At 32.6% G+C, this 20,956-nt stretch carries 25 protein-coding genes; 11 read left to right on the forward strand and 14 right to left on the reverse strand.

Translation table 11 applies throughout. From position 1 onward, the window contains the following. Positions 1-62 precede the first annotated feature (62 nt). From IPP32_03125 to IPP32_03135, 3 genes are all read right to left on the reverse strand, one after another. The gene (locus IPP32_03125) at positions 63-560 is read right to left on the reverse strand and encodes a hypothetical protein (protein MBL0047070.1); all 498 of its coding nucleotides are present in this window, start codon (positions 558-560) and stop codon (positions 63-65) included. Between the two features lie 399 nt (positions 561-959). Beyond that, the gene (locus IPP32_03130; protein MBL0047071.1) at positions 960-1,550 is read right to left on the reverse strand and encodes a hypothetical protein; all 591 of its coding nucleotides are present in this window, start codon (positions 1,548-1,550) and stop codon (positions 960-962) included. Positions 1,551-1,848: 298 nt separating this feature from the next. Next, positions 1,849-2,070, reverse strand: a complete 222-nt coding sequence (locus tag IPP32_03135) for a hypothetical protein (GenBank protein ID MBL0047072.1) — start codon at positions 2,068-2,070, stop codon at positions 1,849-1,851. A 43-nt stretch (positions 2,071-2,113) separates the two neighbouring features. Here IPP32_03135 and IPP32_03140 point away from each other — a divergent pair, with 43 nt between their 5' ends. From IPP32_03140 to IPP32_03155, 4 genes are read left to right on the forward strand one after another with little or no spacing between them, the layout of a single operon-like run. Then, positions 2,114-2,788 (forward strand): hypothetical protein, encoded by a 675-nt coding sequence (locus IPP32_03140; GenBank protein ID MBL0047073.1) that lies wholly within the window; start codon positions 2,114-2,116, stop codon positions 2,786-2,788. Beyond that, complete coding sequence (locus IPP32_03145; protein ID MBL0047074.1) at positions 2,781-3,431, forward strand: hypothetical protein; 651 nt, start codon at positions 2,781-2,783, stop codon at positions 3,429-3,431. Before IPP32_03140 ends, IPP32_03145 begins: the two co-directional genes overlap by 8 nt. 13 nt (positions 3,432-3,444) lie before the next feature. Beyond that, on the forward strand, positions 3,445-3,807 hold the full coding sequence (locus tag IPP32_03150; protein ID MBL0047075.1) for a hypothetical protein: 363 nt from the start codon (positions 3,445-3,447) through the stop codon (positions 3,805-3,807). A 29-nt stretch (positions 3,808-3,836) separates the two neighbouring features. Continuing rightward, complete coding sequence (locus IPP32_03155) at positions 3,837-4,358, forward strand: hypothetical protein (protein ID MBL0047076.1); 522 nt, start codon at positions 3,837-3,839, stop codon at positions 4,356-4,358. Between the two features lie 65 nt (positions 4,359-4,423). Here the strand turns inward: IPP32_03155 and IPP32_03160 are convergent, their stop codons facing one another. The 5 genes from IPP32_03160 to IPP32_03180 all read right to left on the reverse strand — a co-directional run bounded on the left by IPP32_03160 (position 4,424) and on the right by IPP32_03180 (position 9,653). After that, positions 4,424-4,708, reverse strand: coding sequence for a hypothetical protein (locus IPP32_03160; protein MBL0047077.1), 285 nt, complete (start codon positions 4,706-4,708; stop codon positions 4,424-4,426). 62 nt (positions 4,709-4,770) lie between these two features. Further along, a complete protein-coding gene (locus IPP32_03165; GenBank protein MBL0047078.1) occupies positions 4,771-5,160 on the reverse strand; it encodes a replication protein in 390 nt (129 codons plus the stop codon). Between the two features lie 792 nt (positions 5,161-5,952). Beyond that, positions 5,953-6,837, reverse strand: a complete 885-nt coding sequence (locus IPP32_03170) for a tyrosine-type recombinase/integrase (GenBank protein ID MBL0047079.1) — start codon at positions 6,835-6,837, stop codon at positions 5,953-5,955. Positions 6,838-7,230: 393 nt separating this feature from the next. Continuing rightward, the gene (locus tag IPP32_03175; protein MBL0047080.1) at positions 7,231-8,403 is read right to left on the reverse strand and encodes a T9SS type A sorting domain-containing protein; all 1,173 of its coding nucleotides are present in this window, start codon (positions 8,401-8,403) and stop codon (positions 7,231-7,233) included. A 29-nt stretch (positions 8,404-8,432) separates the two neighbouring features. Next, a complete protein-coding gene (locus IPP32_03180) occupies positions 8,433-9,653 on the reverse strand; it encodes a zinc finger-like domain-containing protein (protein ID MBL0047081.1) in 1,221 nt (406 codons plus the stop codon). Positions 9,654-9,759: 106 nt separating this feature from the next. Here IPP32_03180 and IPP32_03185 point away from each other — a divergent pair, with 106 nt between their 5' ends. The 3 genes from IPP32_03185 to IPP32_03195 all read left to right on the forward strand — a co-directional run bounded on the left by IPP32_03185 (position 9,760) and on the right by IPP32_03195 (position 11,439). After that, positions 9,760-9,990, forward strand: coding sequence for a helix-turn-helix transcriptional regulator (locus tag IPP32_03185; protein MBL0047082.1), 231 nt, complete (start codon positions 9,760-9,762; stop codon positions 9,988-9,990). Between the two features lie 217 nt (positions 9,991-10,207). After that, positions 10,208-10,768, forward strand: a complete 561-nt coding sequence (locus IPP32_03190) for a TIR domain-containing protein (protein ID MBL0047083.1) — start codon at positions 10,208-10,210, stop codon at positions 10,766-10,768. A gap of 74 nt (positions 10,769-10,842) precedes the next feature. Next, complete coding sequence (locus IPP32_03195; protein MBL0047084.1) at positions 10,843-11,439, forward strand: hypothetical protein; 597 nt, start codon at positions 10,843-10,845, stop codon at positions 11,437-11,439. 4 nt (positions 11,440-11,443) lie between these two features. Here IPP32_03195 and IPP32_03200 read toward each other — a convergent pair whose 3' ends face one another. The 6 genes from IPP32_03200 to IPP32_03225 are packed head-to-tail and all read right to left on the reverse strand — an operon-like array spanning position 11,444 to position 16,241. After that, positions 11,444-12,007, reverse strand: a complete 564-nt coding sequence (locus tag IPP32_03200) for a hypothetical protein (protein ID MBL0047085.1) — start codon at positions 12,005-12,007, stop codon at positions 11,444-11,446. Continuing rightward, complete coding sequence (locus tag IPP32_03205) at positions 11,991-13,388, reverse strand: AAA family ATPase (protein ID MBL0047086.1); 1,398 nt, start codon at positions 13,386-13,388, stop codon at positions 11,991-11,993. The genes IPP32_03200 and IPP32_03205 overlap by 17 nt, the downstream gene beginning before the upstream one ends. Before the next feature lie 21 nt (positions 13,389-13,409). Continuing rightward, positions 13,410-14,642 carry a ThiF family adenylyltransferase gene (locus IPP32_03210; GenBank protein ID MBL0047087.1) on the reverse strand — a complete coding sequence of 411 codons (1,233 nt, stop codon included), beginning with the start codon at positions 14,640-14,642 and terminating at the stop codon, positions 13,410-13,412. Between the two features lie 6 nt (positions 14,643-14,648). Further along, a complete protein-coding gene (locus tag IPP32_03215) occupies positions 14,649-14,834 on the reverse strand; it encodes a hypothetical protein (protein ID MBL0047088.1) in 186 nt (61 codons plus the stop codon). Positions 14,835-14,845: 11 nt separating this feature from the next. Continuing rightward, entirely contained in the window at positions 14,846-15,292 is a 447-nt protein-coding gene (locus tag IPP32_03220; protein ID MBL0047089.1) for a hypothetical protein, read from the reverse strand. Positions 15,293-15,296: 4 nt separating this feature from the next. After that, complete coding sequence (locus tag IPP32_03225) at positions 15,297-16,241, reverse strand: hypothetical protein (protein MBL0047090.1); 945 nt, start codon at positions 16,239-16,241, stop codon at positions 15,297-15,299. Between the two features lie 1,225 nt (positions 16,242-17,466). Between IPP32_03225 and IPP32_03230 the strand changes: the two genes are divergently transcribed. From IPP32_03230 to IPP32_03245, 4 genes are all read left to right on the forward strand, one after another. After that, positions 17,467-17,925, forward strand: a complete 459-nt coding sequence (locus IPP32_03230) for a JAB domain-containing protein (GenBank protein ID MBL0047091.1) — start codon at positions 17,467-17,469, stop codon at positions 17,923-17,925. A 337-nt stretch (positions 17,926-18,262) separates the two neighbouring features. Further along, the gene (locus IPP32_03235) at positions 18,263-18,769 is read left to right on the forward strand and encodes a hypothetical protein (protein ID MBL0047092.1); all 507 of its coding nucleotides are present in this window, start codon (positions 18,263-18,265) and stop codon (positions 18,767-18,769) included. Positions 18,770-18,780: 11 nt separating this feature from the next. Then, complete coding sequence (locus IPP32_03240) at positions 18,781-18,960, forward strand: hypothetical protein (protein ID MBL0047093.1); 180 nt, start codon at positions 18,781-18,783, stop codon at positions 18,958-18,960. Positions 18,961-19,321: 361 nt separating this feature from the next. After that, entirely contained in the window at positions 19,322-20,947 is a 1,626-nt protein-coding gene (locus IPP32_03245) for a T9SS type A sorting domain-containing protein (GenBank protein ID MBL0047094.1), read from the forward strand. Positions 20,948-20,956: the final 9 nt, after the last annotated feature.

Raw genomic sequence — 20,956 nt, forward strand, 5'->3', positions numbered from 1 at the left:
TAAACAACCCAAGGTTGTATCCTTTTTCCTGCAAACAATTAACAAAAGTTTAAAAGCTCGCTCTACATCCTTAATGTGTTCTTTGCTTCTTTCTTTTTCAAGTGCGCAGGAACACCTTCATTATTTAACCAACTAATATATCTTGCCATAGCATGGACAAGTAAATTGGGTTTGCTTTGTTCTTTCGGTCTAATAATTTCCTTTGTGTCATTTTTCTTTTGTCCTCCTTTTCTGTTCTCCTTTACTTCTCTTGAGAAATCTATAGTTTCTTTTACAGCCTCATCATAATCCCGAGTTTTTAAGTTTTTCGTCTTCCTTTCATTTGTAGTTCCTGCAACTGAAACTACAGCTTTAAAATAATGACGGTCAGGGTGTTGACACTTGTGAATTGGTTTATTCAATTCCTTACACGTATCAGAAACATTTGACCGACATTTTCCACATGCCACAAACAATCCTTTAAACTTTTTCGATTGTGGAATTACTAACGGTTTATGGCTCACTAGCTGAATCATAGCGCGGATTTTACGGATTGCAATATTGACAAAACTGTTTTTCAATTTTGCCTTGAGGTCTATATTCTAGGTGCTTTACACTTTGTGTTTGATGGTAATTTGAAAAAAACTCATTGTTGAATTCAGAACATCAAAAGAATTTCTATTTGGAGCAAACGCCTTTTCAAATTCATTTTTAGTGCAAACCATCTGTTAGTTCCCTTGTCTTTAAAAAGGTTAACTCCATTTTTTGAACACCAGCGGATTACTGAGCGTCTGTCTTTGTAGGATAGTTTGAAAAGGATTTCGGTAAGTAATATTCGTTCTGTCGTCATTCAAAAAAAGATTTGATTTTTTCTCGAACAAAGGTCAAAACGGCAAGAAGAACTAATCAGATATTTGTTGACTACAATTTGACTGTTTGATTAACTATAGACCAACTTTCGGTCAACTTTTAGCAAACTTCTATTGTTCAAATACACTTTTTAAAGCATCATCAATATCAGGGTATGATATCTTGTTTTTTCTTATTCTGGAGTGAAATGTTTCCAGGCTAAAAGGATTGGGCGATTTTGTTTTTTTAGAATTTCTTTTCTTGAGAAGAAAATTATCTGAAAGCTGAACATATAAGGAGTGAGAGATAGGAATTGCTGAATATTGATAAATTAGCCTATCAAAAGTATAAACCAACTCAATACTCGATCTTGTCCAAACAAGTGCCTCCAAGCCTGAATCTAATTGAACAAATTGGGGTTTAGTAAAATCATTTGCAATGTGCTCAAAAAATCCATCAATCGTAAAATTAGTATAGAATTTTGCAAGCAGAGATTTATCCTTCCATTTTGCATATGGAAGAAAGATTTTATCTTTTGTGGATAGATGAAAGAGCGCTTCATTTGGCAATGAAACAGAAATCATCTTTGAAATTTCCCTCCTTGCTATATGGCGAATTTTTTCTTCAGTAAGCTTTTCAAATAAACAATCTTCCTTCAAAACTTTTTGAAGGATTGAAATTAAAAAATTATATGAGTTTATGTTAGTAAAGTTCTTTTGCATCTGCTGTGTTGCATAGTTTTTTCGGATGCAGACACGCAACAGCAATTCAAAATCGATTGCTTTACTTACAACAAAAATATAAAATTATTTATACCTTACAAAATCACTGGCTGTTTTGTAAAAGTTCACCTATTATCAAGTGCCTCTATTATAATCCTTTTTAAAAAGTGTGCTTCTGTTCCATCATTTATTACATCATCCTCATCATATAAATTGCCCCTTTCTGAGCTCTTATCAAAAAACACCTCAGATAGAACATCTAAGATTTCCTTGTAATTTTTTTTTGTTTTTAACTCTATTACAACAGCTTTAACAAGCTCATTTTCACATTTTCCATGTCATTCTGCATCGTTTTTTGTTCATCTCCATAATCCTTATCCTCGCCACTATGGTAATTATGAATTTGATTTTCTACAGCAAAGGCATACTTTTCAATCAATACTTCTATCTTCTTTTTTAAATTTTTCCTTGTCAAAAAGGAATTGTTAGTTGTTCCAAATTCATATTTATATCTTCGCATATTCCAATTACTTTTGCAAATAGTACCTAAAATATGTTTATGAATGGCTGAAGACGAACTACCTATAATGTCTGAAGAACAAGTCAATATTTTTAAGGCAATTGACATATTTATCAAGCGCTTTAGGATATTTATTGTCTCCGAACTTGAAAAAGTTTATCCAGATAATTGGGCTACAGAATTCAGAAATGCTTTGCAATGCCCCCCACCTAATCACAAACAAAAAAATTGGGATAAATCCGTTAGGCAGAACGATAATATTGTATCGGTCGACTTTATTGATTTTCAGTATTTGGAGCTATTTGCAAGCAATAAAAAAGAGTTTTTGAAACCCATTTTTAAAGATGATAGATTTCATTTGCCAACTTGGTTTAATGAAATTGCTAATGTTCGAAACCTAACATCTCATTTTACATTTGATAAATTGACGAATGATGAAAAAGATTTGGCATGGATTCGCATGAAGAGCATTGCTGAATATATGAATGATGCTGAATTGCTTTCTGCTATAACATCCCTTAGAGACAACAGACCAATCTCAAAAAAAAATAATGAAACATTGGTACCTAAACAACTAATTTCAAGTAGGAAAAAAATCTTGAGGAGCTTCTTAATATTTGCTCTTGTCGGAAGTTTTTTTACCCTGTTTTATTATTTGTTTTACTATCCAAGAGAAAAAGAACAAATGTTAGAAAGACACGACTGCCATTTTGAATAATCCAAAATATCAGCCTCCGAAAAGTGACCACAATAATTCAAATACTTCAAACATCGATAACTCCAAAATTGCCAAGGAGAATATTAATCAAAATCAAGTTCCAATTGACAAATATCAGGATAAGCACTCCTCCAAAACAAATGAATCCAAGCAAGAAGATTTTTCTTCCTATGTTAATTCTTCAATCCTAAATACCGGCAATACAGATATTTCAGTTGGAATTATGGATGAAAGTGGGAGTTTTTCACCATCCTTTTCATCCAATATTGCAAACATTTACCGTAAGATTGGATATAATGCAACAACGGGATTGATAAAAAATTCGTTTATTCATAATCCAGAATTTAAAGGATTGATGGAGGGCAATTCTGATATTATTAAAAAACTTATACTTGTAAATAATACGGACTACTTGGCTTTGGGAGAAATTAAATTCACTATGCGTAATGGAACTTTGGAAAGCGGAACGATAGTTTGTACTGCTACTTTTTCGATAAACATTATCAATATCCAAAACGTGAGTGTTGTGAAAAATATTTCGATTCCAGACATAAACGGAAATGGAGTTACCGAGTCACAGGCAAAAGAAAAAGCAATTCAAAAATTACTTTATACTTATTCGAACCAATATTCTTCACTATAAAATTCATTAAATTATGAAAAAAAATCTCTTATTAATCTTTCCTTTATTGGTTGTATTCAATTCCTTTTCACAAAGTGCTTTTGATAAAGCGCTCCTTGATATCAGTTCAGACATTTCTGCTAAACTTAACACCAAAGCAAAAAAAAGGGTTGTCGTTTTATTCATTACAGACATCAACAAACAGCCTACTATTGCTGGAAAATATCTTGCAAATATTATCTCTATAAATATTGTAAATGATCCCGGTAATTTTCAAGTTTTTGATAGAGAAAATTTGAATAGCATAACAGAGGCAAACAAGTTAATTTCCGAAGGTTATATTGATGTTGACAAAACAAAAGAATTGGGTAAATTATTGAGGTTGATGCAATTATAATTGGCAATTACACAATATTGAGTAGAACAATGAAATTAACAACAAAAGCTTTGGATGCAATGACGGGTTTTGTAATATCAGCAGCAATGAAAGATTTGCCTCTAGATAATGATGCTGGTGCATTGTTGGGAATAAATACATCCTTTTCAGACGGCTCATCCGATCCGAATAACAGTAATAGAGGATTTAATAATGTCCCTCTTAACTCAAATGAAAACTATAATAACCCAGAAACTGTTAATAAGGAATGCGAGGTAAATAAAACTGGTGATTATTGTTTTACAAATAAAACGTCTAAAAATCTAGTTGTTGATGTTTATTATGACGCATATGCAGCATCTACATTGACTCTTGGAGCTAATCAGACGCAATGTTTCTATAATATTGCTGAAGGCTCCAAAAATTATTTTGTTAGTGAGCCAAGGGGAATGAATGCGAGTTATAATATTGTGACAAGAGCTGATGGGTCAAGTGCAACTCCTCAGACTTATAGCGCAAGTGGCCAGATTAATATCGAACGCTGTAAGTCTAAAACTTTTATTGTAAGGTGACAAAAGTTAAACTTATCAGAAATTTTCTCTTGCTTTTTGAAATCAAACATAACTTAAAATAAGCTTTATATTTCCTTCCCATTAAACCTACTTACCAACTCATAAAGTTTACTCCAAAACACATAAGGCACGGTGGTATTGTAGTTGTTCTGCAAAGATTCATAAACTCCAACAATATGTTTTTTCTTATACTTTTCAATATCTACTTGAGTTAAGATAAAGGTCGTCGTTCCATCCTTTTTTAAAGCTTCTTTCAAAATCATTAACTCATCAATTCCTCCAGCTTTCTTAATTTCGTTTCGGAAGAATCTCAGTTGGTCATAGGTGTACGGATAGGTTTTGGTGGTCATTTTGGGTTTGTATTCTTTAATAATAATTTTTTGTAGGATTTAATTTTGTAGAGTTTCTTTTGTTATCTGCATTTTTTGCAGAAGTGATGTGTATTTTTGATGATGTCCTCGGCAAGAATTGCAGAAGTTGATGAGCTTTTCATATGGTTTTCCACAGTGTATTCCACAGGATTGGAAAGGCGGTAATAGAGTTTAGTTTTACCTTGTCTTTTTTCGGGAGAGTTCAGAATGTTATTGCATTCATCAAAAATCGTGATGAGATTTCTTCTAACAAGAACATCTGTTGCGGAAGTAATACTGCGTTTGGAACATCCTGTTTTCTGACAGAGTTGACTACTGGAAATCCAATCTATTTCTTTTCTACCAGATCTTCCACGCTTGTCAGCCCAACCAAGGGTTTGTCGAATAATGATTAGCAGAACTTTCAATTCAGCTAATTTCAATTCTTTCAAAATATGTCAAAGAACAAATTGGGAACAGGCGTGGTGCTGGTTTGCATCAATTTTAAATAATTAACTTGTAATTTTCATTCGACTATTTTTCGATTTGAATTTCTGGAAGAGTTGGTGTCTCTTCCTTTTCAAAACAAAAAATCAGTTTGCGGCTGATTAAATAATCTGACATAGGTAGAACCCTTGTCAGTAGTCTTCATCATTCCTGCTCGATACCATTTTACTTTTTCTCTCCATCTTTTCGTAGAATTTGCGAGTGCAGACATCGTATAATTTCATGAGTGTTTTCTTTATTGCTAGTAATAACGACCATTGCTGAGCATGCGCATACACAGCGGTCTATGGAGTCTTGCAGACTACAACATTTCGGATTCACTCCTAAATTCGCATTGTTCGTTTCCTACGAATGCTATCGTAAGGCCCTTACGGGCAATGCCAATCTAAGCTTAGAAATTTTCTGATTTCTTGGGGTGAACTCCACAGACCGCTTGGTATAACAAACACCAGATTTCTCTGATGTTTTTCTTGCTTTTAAATTTTAAACTGTTACAAAACTTAAATAGTGCTTGACAAATAAGGAAATTTAAGGTCGTATAACTATTCTTTACGACACAGGATCAGATAAAATTAATGGGCAAATTGCCCAGATAAAACATCAGATAATCTATGAACTTGCTGTTTTAATGAACCTTTCAAACTCAATGAGAGTTTAGCAAATATTACTTTTGTATGCAAGTCTAGAATGTGTGGATAAACTTCTCCAATTTCTAATATTAAATCTCAACTCATTTGTTAAGCAGCTTTAAGGTAATCTGTAGCTGTTTTTTCAAAGTCAACATCATTGTATTGCTCGTAAATAAAAGTTGATACTGGATTTAAGTGCCCCAATCCCCTTTGAATAAATGATAAAGGAGCGTTCTTATCTCTCCGCTTATGCGCCCAACCATGTCTGAAGCTGTGGGGTGTTATTCTCTCTTTTATACCGGCATTTTTTACGTATTCCTTTATGATTCTTTGAACAGTTCTAGAAGTTATTCGATTGCTCCATCCTTTACCATTGTTTTTGCCTACAAATAAAGCAGTATTATTTCTTGCATTTTTAAGTATTAATCTCTTTTGCATGTACCTCAAAAGCAAGGTATGAGTGTGACTTGACCATACGATAATTCTTTTCTTTCCTGTTTTCTTTGTTGAGATGACTGCTTTATTATTCTTTTCATTAATCTGAGATAAATCCAAATCACAGAGTTCAGAAACACGCACACCAGTATCCCAAAGCATTTGGATCAATATTAAATCTCTTAATCCTAAGAAATCTTTGCATGAAATTCCGGAAGTTATTTTTTCGAATTCTTCTTCAGTAATTGCTCTATGTGATTTTGCAATGATTCGAGGTAATTTTATTAATGTTGGCGAAATGTTACATGGGTAATTTTGATACTTACAATATTGAAAAAAATTCTTGATTACAATTGTTGCAAATTGCAATGAATAAGAATTATAGCGAGTTTCCAACCAACATTTGAATTTTATATAATCTGAAATTGTATAATCTTCTAAGCCTTTTTCCTCCCCATAAACTTCTAATAGTCGCTCAAGCCAAATTCGATAATTTACGCTTGCTCTTTTAGCATAAGTCCCCTTCCACTCCAAATATTCCTTTATTTTTTCTTTCATATAATGCATAAGACCCGCTGGAAACGAACCAAGCGGGTCTTATGCGTATATTTATAAGGTTTACGAATAAACCTTATACTGGAGCATTCTAGCACTATAATCTAGGAATGCAAGTAATTTACGTTAAGAGACCATTGTTCGTTTCGCTCCGGTAAAGGAGGGCCCATTTAAGGGGCAACGGTTCTTTATTAAATTGTAATGGTTTAAGTATATCGTATGCCAGTTTTGTTGTCAATAGAGGATTTTAGCGTAGCCTAATTTGAAAATATTTAAAAGGAAAGTTCATTCAAACGCTCATCATTCGTTCATAAAGAACGTTGTTTTACAACACTACTTTATTCCTCGTTTCTTCTCTATTTTCATTTCACTACCCTTTTAAAGTAAGAGGGGGACTCACTCTTTTAAGAATTTTAAAAGAGAAAGTCCGTCCTTGTTTTGGATTTTTACTAGGTAGATTGATGGAGGTAAATTTGAAATATTTATTTCTGGAGCTGTTAATTCGGTAAATATAATTTTTTCTCCATAAATATTTTCTATTGTTAAGGCAGTGCTGTTGTCGATTTTAAGGTTTTTGAAATAGATTTTATTTGTGCTTGGATTGGGATATATAGACACACCTAAATTTCTATTCCCTAACTCATTTATTCCAATATAAGCACTTGTTCGCCAAACTCCATCTCCTGTTCCTGCATAAAGCCATTGACCTTCGGAAACAATAATAGGTATATACAATGCTGAAGTTGATAATCCATTATTAAATGGCGACCAAGTATTTCCGCTATCAACCGAAGCAAATGCACCATAACCTAATGATCCTGCATATATGTTTTGTCCATTAATTGCCAATGATGTGACATATGCATTAGATATTCCAGTATTTGAACCTGACCATGTAACTCCATTATTTACGGAACGATATATTCCATTGGGGGTAGCGACTAATATCAGGGAATCAATTGTCACAATTGACCTCACATTATTTACTCCTGTGCTAAGAGTCCAATTTATTCCATTATCAATTGAGCAGTAAAATCCATCTGTAGTTCCTGCATAAATATTAATACCATCTATAACTATGCAGTTGACAATATTAGGCGGTGAGAATGATAAACAACTTGACCAATTAACCCCATTACTATTTGATACATATATCCCATATTCAGTTCCTGCAAAGACTTTCGAACCACTTGCAGCTAAAGAGTATATTTCTGTTCCACTAACACCTCCAGCATAAATCTTTGTCCAGTAGGAGCAAGTTGGGCCTCCTGAAACAAAAATTCCAAAATCAGTTCCTGCAATTATTTTTGATCCACTTTGGACTATTGAAAATGCAGATGCAGTTGTTGGTAACCAATAATTATTCATACTTGTGCCTGTCCAAGACGTACCATAATTGGCTGAGTATACCACTCCATCATTGTTTAGCCCTAAATATATCATGTTTGATGGATAGGTTCCTGTAACTAACATAGTATTTATTACAGGACCTGTACCAAATTGTGACCATTGAGCATTTGCTGTATTTACAGATATTGCTATGACAATTATTTGAATCAGTTTTTTCATTTTTCAATTGCATTTAAAATGTTTGAAATTTAATTCGCTTCCTTCCCTGTTTTCACGTAAGGAGAGCCTCCAGTAAAATCGACAACAATTTTAGGAGATTGGCTTTCATCAGATTTGTATGGCAAAACTTTCACACTCTTTCCTCCGTACTCAATAATTACTGGGCAAGATTTTCCACTTGTACAATACCATGGAATTTTGCAAGGACTAGAACATGATGCATCTCTATATTCTCCTGTACTTGTATCAATGAATTTAATATCTGCACCCTTAGGGTTAGTTACTACTGTAACGTACCAGCCGTTCCACGTTACACTTGATATAGGGTTTGGTAGTCTAGATTTAGGATATGAAATTGAGCCTCTGCCTTTGCATTCTGGACATTTATATCTCACTACTCCTCCTCCATTACATTTACTACATTGATAAGTTTTCTTATCATAAGGATTGTAATGTCGTCCTGTTCCATTGCAATCAGGACATTTATAAGCTTGCGGGTCAGTTCCTGTTCCTCCGCATTTTGCACATTGTCTAGATTCAATTGGTTCTGATTCGTATGTGTACGTAATCTGTTCTTGCTTTTCTACTGTTGCAGATTTACATTCAAAATACCATTCGAAATTACTTTTCTTAGTAACTGTTCCAGCTTCATCATATGATGTTGGAACACCATTTAAAAATATATATACCACTTGCGCATTATACAATCCTTGTAATTGTGGTCCTTTAATCATGTACTCCTTTTCAAATCCTGTCAGGATTAATCCTTTATTCCAATCATCCAAATATCCTGATGGGAATGACCATTGTGTACCATCAATAATTATTGCAAAACCAACTTCGCTTAATTTTAAAGGAACGGCTTCATTATTTCGAATTCGTATCTTAAAATTAATATCCTCTGGAGCGACTTGATATTCAGGTGTATTTGATACTTCATAAATGTCATATCCGGTTTGTGAATTATCCGCATAGCTAATTTTTCTATCCTGTTTTACTTCCCTAGTAGCAGTGAAAGGAGTTATTTCTGCAGAAATTGTGACGCCACCTTTCGATTGTGTTTGTTCTGTTTTTCCCGTTGACTTAATTATAGGTAATGTATAACTCACAGTAGTGTTTTCAGATTTTCTGTGTGTATCTGGATAGATATTCTCTGTCCTACTTATTCTTGCAACATGCTTTGAGCATGCTGAAATAAAAAATATAATTAGAAATAAATTCAAAATGGAAAGTGCGTAGATTTTTTTCATTGGGTTTAGTTTTAAGTAGTTATCTTAAAACAAGGATAATAAATATTTTTTAAATGAGCATTATAATGCTCATTTATTTTTTTGCTTATAAGGATTTTTACAGTTAATGAAAGCCATTAGCTCAAAATCTTTTAGGAAGAAACTTGGTAAGCGGATTCGTGAATTAAGGAAAGAGCATAAGCTCTCTCAAGACCAGTTAGCTTATAACTGTGGGATAAGCCGAGAAGAAGTGTATCGGATTGAATTGGGTTATCAAAATGTAAGCATTGATATTTTGCATGCTATTGCTAGAGAATTTGATGTTCATGTAAAGGAATTCTTTGAGTTTGAATATTAATTAGATTTTGAATACATTTTATCCTTTTACTTAAACTCAATTCATTTTTATAATTATGGCATTTTTTTAAGCCATGACTTCACGAGAAAAACAGTATAAATATTATTCCTATCGTAACTTGCTTTCATTAAATTATAGATTGCTGTTTATTACTTCCTTGTTTTATATTAGAAATAATAAATTGTAGTTTTATACTCAATTTTACTTTTTAGTAATTATGGGTACAACATCACATAGAGTTTTTATTAGCTATCATCATACAGATGGGGATGAATATTACAGGAATCACTTTGAAGCATTATTTGAAAACCATCATGAAATTATAGTAAATAAATCTGTTAAGATAGGAGATATTGATACCAGTTTAAAAACAGAAACTATAAGACAAAAAATACGTGATGAGTATATTGCTGATGCTACTGTAACTATTGTTTTAATAGGTAAATATACTTGGCAACGCAAACATGTTGACTGGGAAATCGCTTCGAGTATTAGAGATACTATGTATAACCCAAGAAATGGTTTATTGGGAATTTTTCTACCAACCTATCCAATCACACTTGACACTCAAGGTAGTCCTGTAATAAGTAAATACACAATTCCGCCTCGACTATATGATAATTTTGAGTGTGGATATGCTAAATTGTACCGTTGGTCAGATGACCCTGTGTTTGTTCAAAAGTGGATTCATAAAGCCTTTCTTGATAGAAAAACAATTCTTCCTGATAACTCAAGAGATTCCTTTACAAATAATAGATCTGGTGAACAGTGGAACTAAATTGTATCGCTTCAATTTTAATTTGTTGCCAAACTTGTTGTAAATGCGCTAAACCAATTGATAATAGTAACACATTGCCATTATGGCTAATTGTAATATTGGTTGTAATTATTATTCTTTTGCTTTTGTTTTTTGGTAAAAAAACTTTACGAAAACTGCATAATTCCTTTCCAAATAATTCAAAAATATCTGTTAAAACAGTTTTGGTAAGCTTTGATTTTCCAATAAAAAGAAGCTATGAAAACATTCATATTGCAAACAGAATTTACATTGAATTAATTACCCGAAAAGCAGCATTGCCTATAGATGAGAACACTGATGTTATTGAAGAAGTTTATAACTCTTGGTACACTTTGTTTAAAGTAATTCGTGAAGAAATAAAAACCATTCCAGGTGAGAGTATTGCTTCCAATAGCAGTGCTAGAGAATTAATACAGTTGACAATTGAAATACTCAATAAAGGATTGCGCCCCCATCTTACAAAATATCAAGCTGACTTTAAAAGATGGTATGCAGTTGAGATATTAAAGGATGAAAATAAAAGTATTTCACCACAGGTGATTCAGAAAAAATACAGAGATTTTAAAGAATTAATAAAATCAATGAAGGAGGTAAACGAAACATTAAAAACCTTCAGCGAACAATTAAGTGTTTTTATTTATAAAAAATAAAACATTAAACTGTGATTCCGAACTCTGCTTTAATCGCAGTTCTATAATGGACTTGAATTGGATGTCTAATTAGAAAATTTTCCAAACTATTTACATCACCAAATACTAGCAACATATCTTTAAGTGAATTTATATAAGCAATTCTGGCATCAGGTAGACCAAATTCATTAAGCATAAGGAAATCTTTTAAATTTTTTGCATCCTGATATGATGGATCTGAATGAATATAATACCCATCTTTATATATTAAACGAGTTTCCAAATTTGCATTCGTTGGATGAAGTATGGGCTGATGAATTTTCCATCTTTCTTTACTCCCTTTTTTCCTATTTAAACGACCTGAGGCGGAAAACCAATTATTGTAGCCATCACTAGAAGTGTTTTTTAATGTAGGGTTAAAATGTTCAACTTCCCTTGTATAGCAAGAGATTCGATAATTTTCTTCTGTGTATGCACAATACAAATCCTGTTCCTTATCCAATTCAGCAAGAATCAAAACGCTATGTGTGGGATACCTATAAGAATTGCTAACTATTGGTGAAGTGCCAGATCTAAGTATTCTTTTCATTTGATTTGCCAAATCGATAAATTCTTGCTATTTCTAAATACTCAACCATAAGTTCTTCTTGTTTTTCTTTATTCTTTTCCGAATGAATTAAAGTTTTCAATTCAATATATCTTTTATAGGCATCTTCTCCTTTTTTTTCAAAAATATTATGCATTCCAAAATCCCTATACAATAAATCATTAGGATCATCACCTTCTGGTGAATCCCCTCTTTTAAAATCTATTTTACCTTCATCATTAAAATAAAGAATTATTCTTTCTGAAGGGTCAAAGGCAGATGCGATAATGGGAGAATGAGTGGCAAAAAAAACTTGACTGTCTTTTGCGTAAGAGGTGTATAATGAAATAAGTCCAAGTTGGGTATCAGGATATAAAGATCTTTCTGGCTCATCAATTAATATTATGGCTTTGTCAATATTGAGAACACTTAAAGGAAGAGTTGTTACCAATAATTGAACTGTGCCTGTACTTAAAAATGATTTTGGAACTTCATCTTTGTTATTTACTTGTCTAATAATTGGAAATTTCTTCTCAACCTTTTCTTGTACAATTGTAGTGTCAACTTTTAAATTAAATTTATTTAATACAACATCTAGCTTTTGTGAATGCTCATCCAATGGGTTTTTATTTTGTATTTCCCATTCTTTAAAATCATCAAAATATTTCTGATGGTTTTTGTCATCTTCCTTTGATTTAGAGAGAAACTTATTTAATTCTCTTAAATAATTGGGCTTATACTCTTCTACAATGTCTTCAAATATTTTCCAAATCCAATTAATATTATCATTACTAAAATCCCAAACTTTCTTTTCTAAATATTCTTGCCGAATCAAATTCACATCTTTTTTTTCGTCCTCTGGTTTTGTTATTCCAGAAAGATAGTTTGAATTTGACAAATCTGTTAGGCTGTAAAAATTCCTAATAGCATCGTAGGGAAATGAAACCAATTTCACATTGCTACTCTTAAAAAAATGTTGTTCAATATATTTCTTGCAATCTTTGCTATCTAATCCATTTTCCCCAATATAATTGAGCTCGACATCTGGTTGCGCTTCTATTTTTTCTTTTTCGTTTCCTTTAAACCCAATCGACCATTTTGAGCACTTATAACTATTCCCAATCAAAAAATGGACACCTACATTTCCATCTTTTAATTGGTCTTGATTTAAACAATCAGGATTAATTTTGTTTTCAAAAGAGAAAAATTTGATAATATTCAGAAGGGTTGTTTTTCCCGTACCACTTGGTCCTATGAAACAAATTTTTTCTAAGGGTTTGCCGGCCTTACTTCTATCAGGGTGATCTGAAGGATATCTTAGATCAATTTCAAATTCATTTTTGAAATTCAAATAATCCTTTATGTGAATTCTTGTTACTTTCATTCCACTGAATCTAATTTATTACTATCCACAAACCATGCAATTAGGGTCTTTTGAAACTTTAGCCCCATACCATCTTAAAATAGATGGTTTATTAAAATTGAATTCTAACTTACTCCAACTTTCGTAAATGTTTTCTCTTCGATTAGCCCAAATGTAAAAATCAGATATAAAATCTTCTTCCAAGCTTTTTATTCCTGTATCTAATCCTTTGGATAATTCAACTAATGCAAGCTTAACCATAAAGTTTGAAATAGGGGCAATATCAGAAGCTAGCCCAACTTGAATTACTGTTTTTATCTCTTTATCACTGGTGTAATCAGGCAATAGTTTTTTTGCTTGTTGTTCTTGTGATACCTCCTCATCGTCTCCGCCTTCCGACCTAATGTTTTGAGAATAAAGACAACTATAACAGGGGCCTTCAAAGGGTCTTACTCTTAAAACATCACCGCCAATCGCCCTTGTAATCGCCCTTCCAAAAATGGCAGGTATTTTATATTTCAGAGCAATTTCATTAAGAAAAAATCTACTCCTATCATTATCTGATGCGCACATTATTAAATCAACATTTGAAAGTGCTTCTGAACACTCAGTGGGGAATTTATTTACATCTATTTCCAAAGTTGTAATTTCTGCATAGGGGTTTTTTTGCAGAATGGCATCCCGAACAGCGTAAGTTTTTAACCGCCCTAAATCATTTGTTCCGCAAATATGTCTCGATACATTTGAAAGTTCTATTCTGTCAAAATCAATCAGAACAAACTTTCCAATTCCTGCTTTTGCTAATTCAACAGCTATAGGTGAGCCTCCGCTTCCGAGCCCAACAATCCCAACAGTTTTTTTAGAAAGAGAATCAGTTTCTAAAAGCCCTTTACTTCTTGAATATAGTTCTGACTTTTCAGGAACTATTTTTATTTCGCACTCAAAAACATTATTAAATTCGATAAAAAATGATTTGCATTCGATGGTGTTTTCAACCTCATAAATAAAAATTTGAAGCGGTGGGGTTTTGTTTTCCGACAAATCTTTAATAAGGTTTTTTGTTGCTTCATTGGATTCTTCAATGGATTTGAAAAAATGAAATTTACAGGAGATAACCCTACTTGCAGGAATAACTTTAGGAGAGTTAACATAGGCATGAAAAACAGTATTTCCATCCATGCTATAAGCAACTCCATCTATAATTTTTTTAATATTCTCCGTGGAATTAAGGTGTGAATTTATTTGCTCTTCAAGTAAATACAATAGTGGGTTCATAGGGGCTTATATAAAAAAACCGTCTTTGTATATTTGATCAACTACAACTTCATCCGCTTTCTGTGCATCAGTAAAATTTTTAACAACAAGCTCCCCTGTTGTAGGGTCGAATGTCAATTTTTTTTCAGACTGATTGAGATTCTTTTTCTGAAGTTCTTCTTGTACTTTTTGTGGATTATTCTCGTTTGCCATTTTCTGTATTTTTAAACTTGATGGGGTAAATAGGTGTCTAAAGGTTTGCCAGTTGTTTTATGTCCATCTAAAGCTTCCAACCATAACCTTACTTTTATAAGCACATTGTAAAATGTCCTATTCGGATTCCAATATGTTGCTTTATATGTGCATATTTTCGGGCAGTTATCTCTAGGAGCTAGTAAATGCATTGTGGAACTTGTACCATAACTTACCAGTGATTTTCCGAAATAATCATTTACTGGAAAAGGTGAAATTATGACTACTTCTGGAACAGAATTTGGGACATCAGGAGGGACATAAAGCCTTATGTGATATCCAGTCTTTTTGTTTGTGTACATCCAACCTTCAAGACAAAGTATTGTACCGTAGTATTTAAACTCAAAATTCGGGAAATACTTTTTTAATATCTCCTTTTCCTTTATTAATCTATTATTTTGCTCAGTAGTCCAAGCCATAAAACTAATCTTTAATATTTCTTCTAAATTTTGATTCAATATACCTTAAAGTTAAATCAAAGTCCGACCAAATAGATTTATTCCTATGATGAGGAAATTCAATATTAGTAAACAAATCGTTTGGCAATTTTCTTTTTACCTCAATCTGTTTTTCAGGGTATTCATGTGGTAAAATAATTTCATTTTCATGATTTTTATATATGAATCTAAAAGCTAATCGTCCATCATCCTTTTGAATCATCTCGAATTGTGTAATATCTTTTCTATTATTAAGAGCCTCATACATTTTTTTTATAGTTTCCTTGCCCTTGTCGGTTTTCCAAAATGAACTTTTAGGCATTTCCGGCTTTTCGATACTTCCTTTTTTATCGTTTCTATTATTTACTTCTTGTAGATTTGAATTATAAGATATTCTATTTGTATTAAGGTCTAAAAATAAGTCTAGATTCATTTTATTTATATCGACCCGATATGGACTAATTCCATCAAGAACTTGCCAATTACATATACTGTAATCATTGGGATTGTTTCGACTAAACAAAAAACCATTTATTGTAACATTTGAATTTCCTTCAATATTAGAAATTGAAATAAGAAATTTTTCTATGTTTCCTCCTCTTAATGCATTTCTCATTGTATTAACATCACCCCCGCTTGGATGTGCAAGTGAGAGACGATGGTGAGAATGCCAACCACCGATATGTTCAAATCCATATTTTCCGTTTAAAAATTTTCCGCATTCCTTTAAATAATCAATATCTTGATAAAAAGAGGTTGAAGTGCGTGTAGTTTTTTTACCAGGACCGATAACATATTGAACAACCGGATTTCCTTCCTTTGTCCAAAAGCCAAAAAAATCTCCACCAGTCTCTATATCTGGGTAATCAAGCACACATCTTGCGATGAAATCTAATTCACTTTGGTATATAATTGCTTTTATATTGTTCATTTAAGTAAAGGTAACAAAAATTGCCTTATTGATTTATGTATTTTTTCTGTTTAAATTCTTTTAATTAGCCTTCTTCATTAAAATAAATCTTTAAAAAAATCTTACTCTGCAACACAAGTAACAGGATTTGTCCCATATTTGTTATTTCATATCTAAAAATCTGTAATGCAATTCTTCTTTCATCCTAATTATTTGTAATCCCAATTATAAAAATTTACAATTAAGTTTTGTTTGTTATTTTTTTTCATTTTTATGCAGTGAAATAATTTCCAGATTAAGCAACTTTTAGTTTGCGATAAAGCAATATAAAATAAATTGAAAAATCAATTCGTATTTCTACGATAAATTCAAAAATTTCATTATTGTAAAAATTCAATACTGGCAATGGTTTGCTGAATTTTTTATAATTTTAACTGTTTTAAACTCAAAAATTTGTTGTCAGATTTAATAAATACGACGTAAGAATTCATCAAAAAAATGAAAGTCTAAAAACTCCTACTTTTATCCTTTAACATGAAAGCTAATTTTAAGCGATGGAATTAAATTTTGAGGATATGATAATTTATTTGCTTGCAGTAAGTTCATTAATTCTGTTACGCACGGCATTCATTTCACTAACCGCAAGCAACGCACACAAGAGAAACGAAATATAAATTACCAAAGTGCCCTTATTCAAGATTTTGCTATTCAAGCTTTGAATCCCTTGCCAACACTAATTTATATTTCGTTACACTTGCCTTTCCTTCTCATAGGGGATAGTTTGTTTGACGAAAACACAACCGCTTCAAAAGATTAAAATTCTGAGGCTAATGGCTTGCCCACTCTTGTTTGTAAAGGTTTAAGTGTATTTCGGAAAAACAATTTTTAGATAACACTTTTAAGCTGTAAAAATTCTTTTCCCAAAAACCGTTGACAAACAGCGGAAGAATTTTGATTGGGTGTTTACGCGTTTGGTGTTTGTCTGTGTTTCAATGGTTACATCAATTCCGCATTTTTTGATTTTCCTGTAATTGAATGAGATTCATTCAGCAGTTGTGTAAAATTCTTGCAATCGGTTTTTTATTGTATGCAAAAGTACAGCCACAAAAAGTGAATTATTAACCCTGTCGGGATTCCAAAAGATTTCTCGGCATATCCTCAACCTTGTTTCCGGTATTCCAATTTCCTTTTGGAATTTCATTTTTGCAGCTTGTAAGCAAACGAGCAACAATAATAAACTCGTCCCATGCAAGAAACATTAATTACATCCAATCTAGCAGAAATAAAGGTAGCTTATTCTACTAAGGTAAAATTCAAAGACATGCAAAAAATTACTTCATCCAAAGATTGCGAATCCGTGCTTCGTAATATTTGGAGTCCTAATCTTGAATTGCGCGAAGAATTTTACTTGTTGCTTCTAAACAGAGCAAACAAAGTAATTGGTTGGCATTGTATTTCACAAGGTGGTTTAGACAGCACTGTTGCTGATATTCGAATTATATTTTCAATTACGCTTAAGTGTATTGCCACTGGAATTATTGTGGCTCACAATCACCCATCTGGAAATTTAAAGCCAAGTGAAACTGACATTGCACTTACACGAAAAATCAAAGAAGCAGGAAAGCTTTTAGATATAACTTTGTTTGACCACATCATTCTTTCAAATGACGGCTATTATTCGTTTGCTGATGAAGGGTTGTTGTAAGACTTTAAAGACTTTATTGGTCGTTTCCCTTTTTTTGAATTGCTGCCCTCTATCCGGAATTTCCTTGTTTGATTAAAACACAACCGCTTCAAAAGAGAAAAATTCTTTCCGCAAATGGCTTACTCACCTTGTTCGTTAAGGTTGAAATGAATTTCAGAAAAACTATCTTTGGTTTGCTTTTTTTGAGTGAAAAATTCTTTAGGAATTTTTGTTTAGGTGTTTACGCCTTTGAATTTTCCATTTCTTCTTTCTTTTAGAATGTTGCCATTAACATTTATTTTGCTTTATTTTACTTTCTTGATAATCCAAAATATTTAACTGTAAACAGCTAAAAGCAATGAGGGATCAAATTTGGGCATCACTAAATGATACAAAATATAAAGGTTATTGTCTCGGCTTTTTAGTTGACAAGTTTCAAAAGTGGGATAGGAATATAAATATTTTTCTTGCAATTGCATCATCTACAAGTATCGCAGCTTGGGCTATATGGAAAGTCAATCCTATGGTTTGGGCTGCTATCATTGCTTTTTCGCAAGTACTTACCGCAATAAAACCCTACATTCCGTATTTCAAATATGTGAAAGAGCTTAATACAAAAAGCCTTAAGGTTGACCTTTTAAATATTGAATTTGAACGATTGTGGTATAAACTTCAGCATAAGAAGGTTACTAATGAGCAAGCTGTTGAAATTTACTTTGATCTTCGCAGACAGTCAACTGAAATATTTAACTTTGGAGACGATATTATTTTTGAAGTGAAAAGTAAGATTGAAAAAAGGGCTAACGAGCGAATGAAGACCTTTTTAAAGAATAACTATGGTATAGCCATAAATATTAACAAATAAATCTATATAAAATGTCAGGAGAAAAGGATAAAACCCAACCACAACCGGAGAAAAATGTGGTAGTAGAAAAAGGACAATACTCAGGAGCTTTAAATGAAAGCAAACTTCCTGATTTCAAATTTACTCCTACACCGCCTCCACCGCCTCCACAGACAGAAAACACTTCTGGTAGCGACAATACTGGGGAGTAGGGAATACTTTGGGCCTTTCGTGCAAGCTTTGAAGGATCGAATCTTTAAAATTTCCAGAACCTGCTATTCGTCCCTACGTTATTGTGTAGTTAACCAAAATATCTATTTGAGTATAAGCTTACGGATATAAGAAACTTAATTCAGGCTTCACTACCTGCATAGCAAGATTGCGTATGGACGGTCAACTTTCGTTTTCCGCCATACGCAATCTTGCGGGGAACACATTTCCCCGGACCCCTTTGAAAATTAATCGAATAGGTGGTTGTATATTTAGATTATTTTATTTACTTCGCTAATAATTTGAATACTGATTTATTTTCTTAAAATAAGTAAGAAGGGTTGATTGCCAAATACAACTTTAATGAAAGCCAGCATATTTATTCCCTTTCTCATTTCTTTTTGGTTTTATTTTCTGTTTATTTCACTTTCTAATTATGCTCAAAATATTACAGTAGATTGGATTCAGAAAAAACCACATACTATAGGCAGACTAATAAGTTTTGACAAATCAGGAAATATTATTGCTTGTGGTACTTATGGCAATTCTTCTCCTAATTGGAGCGATATCATTACAATCAAATACGACTCTCTAGGAACTGAGATATGGTCTGCTACTTATGACGACACATTATTTAATGGGTTGGACAGGTGCATGGCCTTAGCAATCGATACTTTCAATAATGTTTATGTTGCAGGGGTTACAAATCTTCCGTATGATTTTACTTTTACAAATTCCCAAGGCGTCTTAATTAAATATAACGAACAAGGTGTTTTTGAATGGAAAAGGAGTTGGGGAAATTCAGCTGGATTTGCTGCGTCCTTTAACTCCATGAAGCTTCTAAACAACAAAGATATTTATATAAGTGGTTATGCGAACCCAATTTCAACCGGAGACCCGCATTCGCTTTTAATGAAGTATGATAGCAGTGGAAATGTACAGTGGGTGCATGTTGATTCCTCAACAACTGAAAATTATATTTCTCAGATTGAAGCAGATAAATCTGGAAATATTTATGCAGTAGGAACTACTAGCTGCTGCCCTCCAACTTATAGGATGCGCTTGGAAAAGTATCGACCTGATGGAACAAGGCAATGGGAACATGTTCTGATAGATACTCTATACAATTATGGATATGGTGGAGGCATTGTTATCGATGATTCCGCAAATTGCTACCTTCTTGCATCTATTTCCTACAGTTTTTCGCCTTCAGGCTATGATGGTGGTATCGCCAAAATTGATAGTGCTGGAAATAAAAAATGGCTTTTCCCTTTTGTAGGTAATCCACCTTCCTACTCTGGTGAAGATATTTCAAATGTGTTGATAAATTCAAAAAACGAACTATTTTGCAAAGGTACTTTGACAGGAAGTAATAATATAGTAACAAGTTTAGTAATCAATCTTAACCCAATTAATGGTAGCATTAACTGGATGTTTCAGGATACCACATTAAAATCTGGAGGAACTGGGCAGTTGTACAATGATACATTAGGTATACTAAGCAACGGTGCAGCAACAGGTGGTTTACCTACATTGATTTCCTTATGTAATCAGGTAAACGGAGATACTGTTTGGACATGCTCTTTATTTGCAGGTCACAACTATACCTTTTATTCACTTTTATTCCAAAGGTCAAACTATTATTTATATGGATATAGTTACGATCCAAATTTGGGGCACTTCCAAGATTCGCTTATTTTGGTAAAACTTAATATGGATCATATTTTATCTGCTCCCTCATTAGATGTTTTGGGAGAATATGCAATGTATACGTATCCTAACCCAGCTCATTCTTTCATTAAACTATTTTTCATCGATAATTCGATTATTCCCCAAAAAGTCTGCCTTTATTCCCTTTCTGGTGAACTTGTATTTAAAACAATGGGCAGACTCTCAACTATTGATGTTTCCAAATTAACTCCTGGATTCTATGCATTAGAAGTAAATACTAATTATGGAATTTTCAGAAAGAAAATTATTATATACTAAATATTAACC

Source organism: Bacteroidota bacterium (assembly GCA_016721765.1).
Classification (GTDB): Bacteria; Bacteroidota; Bacteroidia; order UBA4408; family UBA4408; genus UBA4408.

Coding starts and splice junctions, on each gene's coding strand:
- IPP32_03170 (MBL0047079.1), bottom strand. CDS start 6,837: ATGAAAGAAAAAATAAAGGAATATTTGGAGTGGAAGGGGACTTATGCT.
- IPP32_03225 (MBL0047090.1), bottom strand. CDS start 16,241: ATGAACAATATAAAAGCAATTATATACCAAAGTGAATTAGATTTCATC.
- IPP32_03205 (MBL0047086.1), bottom strand. CDS start 13,388: ATGAAAGTAACAAGAATTCACATAAAGGATTATTTGAATTTCAAAAAT.
- IPP32_03175 (MBL0047080.1), bottom strand. CDS start 8,403: ATGAAAAAACTGATTCAAATAATTGTCATAGCAATATCTGTAAATACA.
- IPP32_03230 (MBL0047091.1), top strand. CDS start 17,467: ATGCAAGAAACATTAATTACATCCAATCTAGCAGAAATAAAGGTAGCT.
- IPP32_03155 (MBL0047076.1), top strand. CDS start 3,837: ATGAAATTAACAACAAAAGCTTTGGATGCAATGACGGGTTTTGTAATA.
- IPP32_03180 (MBL0047081.1), bottom strand. CDS start 9,653: ATGAAAAAAATCTACGCACTTTCCATTTTGAATTTATTTCTAATTATA.
- IPP32_03215 (MBL0047088.1), bottom strand. CDS start 14,834: ATGGCAAACGAGAATAATCCACAAAAAGTACAAGAAGAACTTCAGAAA.
- IPP32_03240 (MBL0047093.1), top strand. CDS start 18,781: ATGTCAGGAGAAAAGGATAAAACCCAACCACAACCGGAGAAAAATGTG.
- IPP32_03160 (MBL0047077.1), bottom strand. CDS start 4,708: ATGACCACCAAAACCTATCCGTACACCTATGACCAACTGAGATTCTTC.
- IPP32_03200 (MBL0047085.1), bottom strand. CDS start 12,007: ATGAAAAGAATACTTAGATCTGGCACTTCACCAATAGTTAGCAATTCT.
- IPP32_03130 (MBL0047071.1), bottom strand. CDS start 1,550: ATGCAAAAGAACTTTACTAACATAAACTCATATAATTTTTTAATTTCA.
- IPP32_03150 (MBL0047075.1), top strand. CDS start 3,445: ATGAAAAAAAATCTCTTATTAATCTTTCCTTTATTGGTTGTATTCAAT.
- IPP32_03245 (MBL0047094.1), top strand. CDS start 19,322: ATGAAAGCCAGCATATTTATTCCCTTTCTCATTTCTTTTTGGTTTTAT.
- IPP32_03185 (MBL0047082.1), top strand. CDS start 9,760: ATGAAAGCCATTAGCTCAAAATCTTTTAGGAAGAAACTTGGTAAGCGG.
- IPP32_03140 (MBL0047073.1), top strand. CDS start 2,114: ATGGCTGAAGACGAACTACCTATAATGTCTGAAGAACAAGTCAATATT.
- IPP32_03210 (MBL0047087.1), bottom strand. CDS start 14,642: ATGAACCCACTATTGTATTTACTTGAAGAGCAAATAAATTCACACCTT.
- IPP32_03235 (MBL0047092.1), top strand. CDS start 18,263: ATGAGGGATCAAATTTGGGCATCACTAAATGATACAAAATATAAAGGT.
- IPP32_03220 (MBL0047089.1), bottom strand. CDS start 15,292: ATGGCTTGGACTACTGAGCAAAATAATAGATTAATAAAGGAAAAGGAG.
- IPP32_03190 (MBL0047083.1), top strand. CDS start 10,208: ATGGGTACAACATCACATAGAGTTTTTATTAGCTATCATCATACAGAT.
- IPP32_03135 (MBL0047072.1), bottom strand. CDS start 2,070: ATGCGAAGATATAAATATGAATTTGGAACAACTAACAATTCCTTTTTG.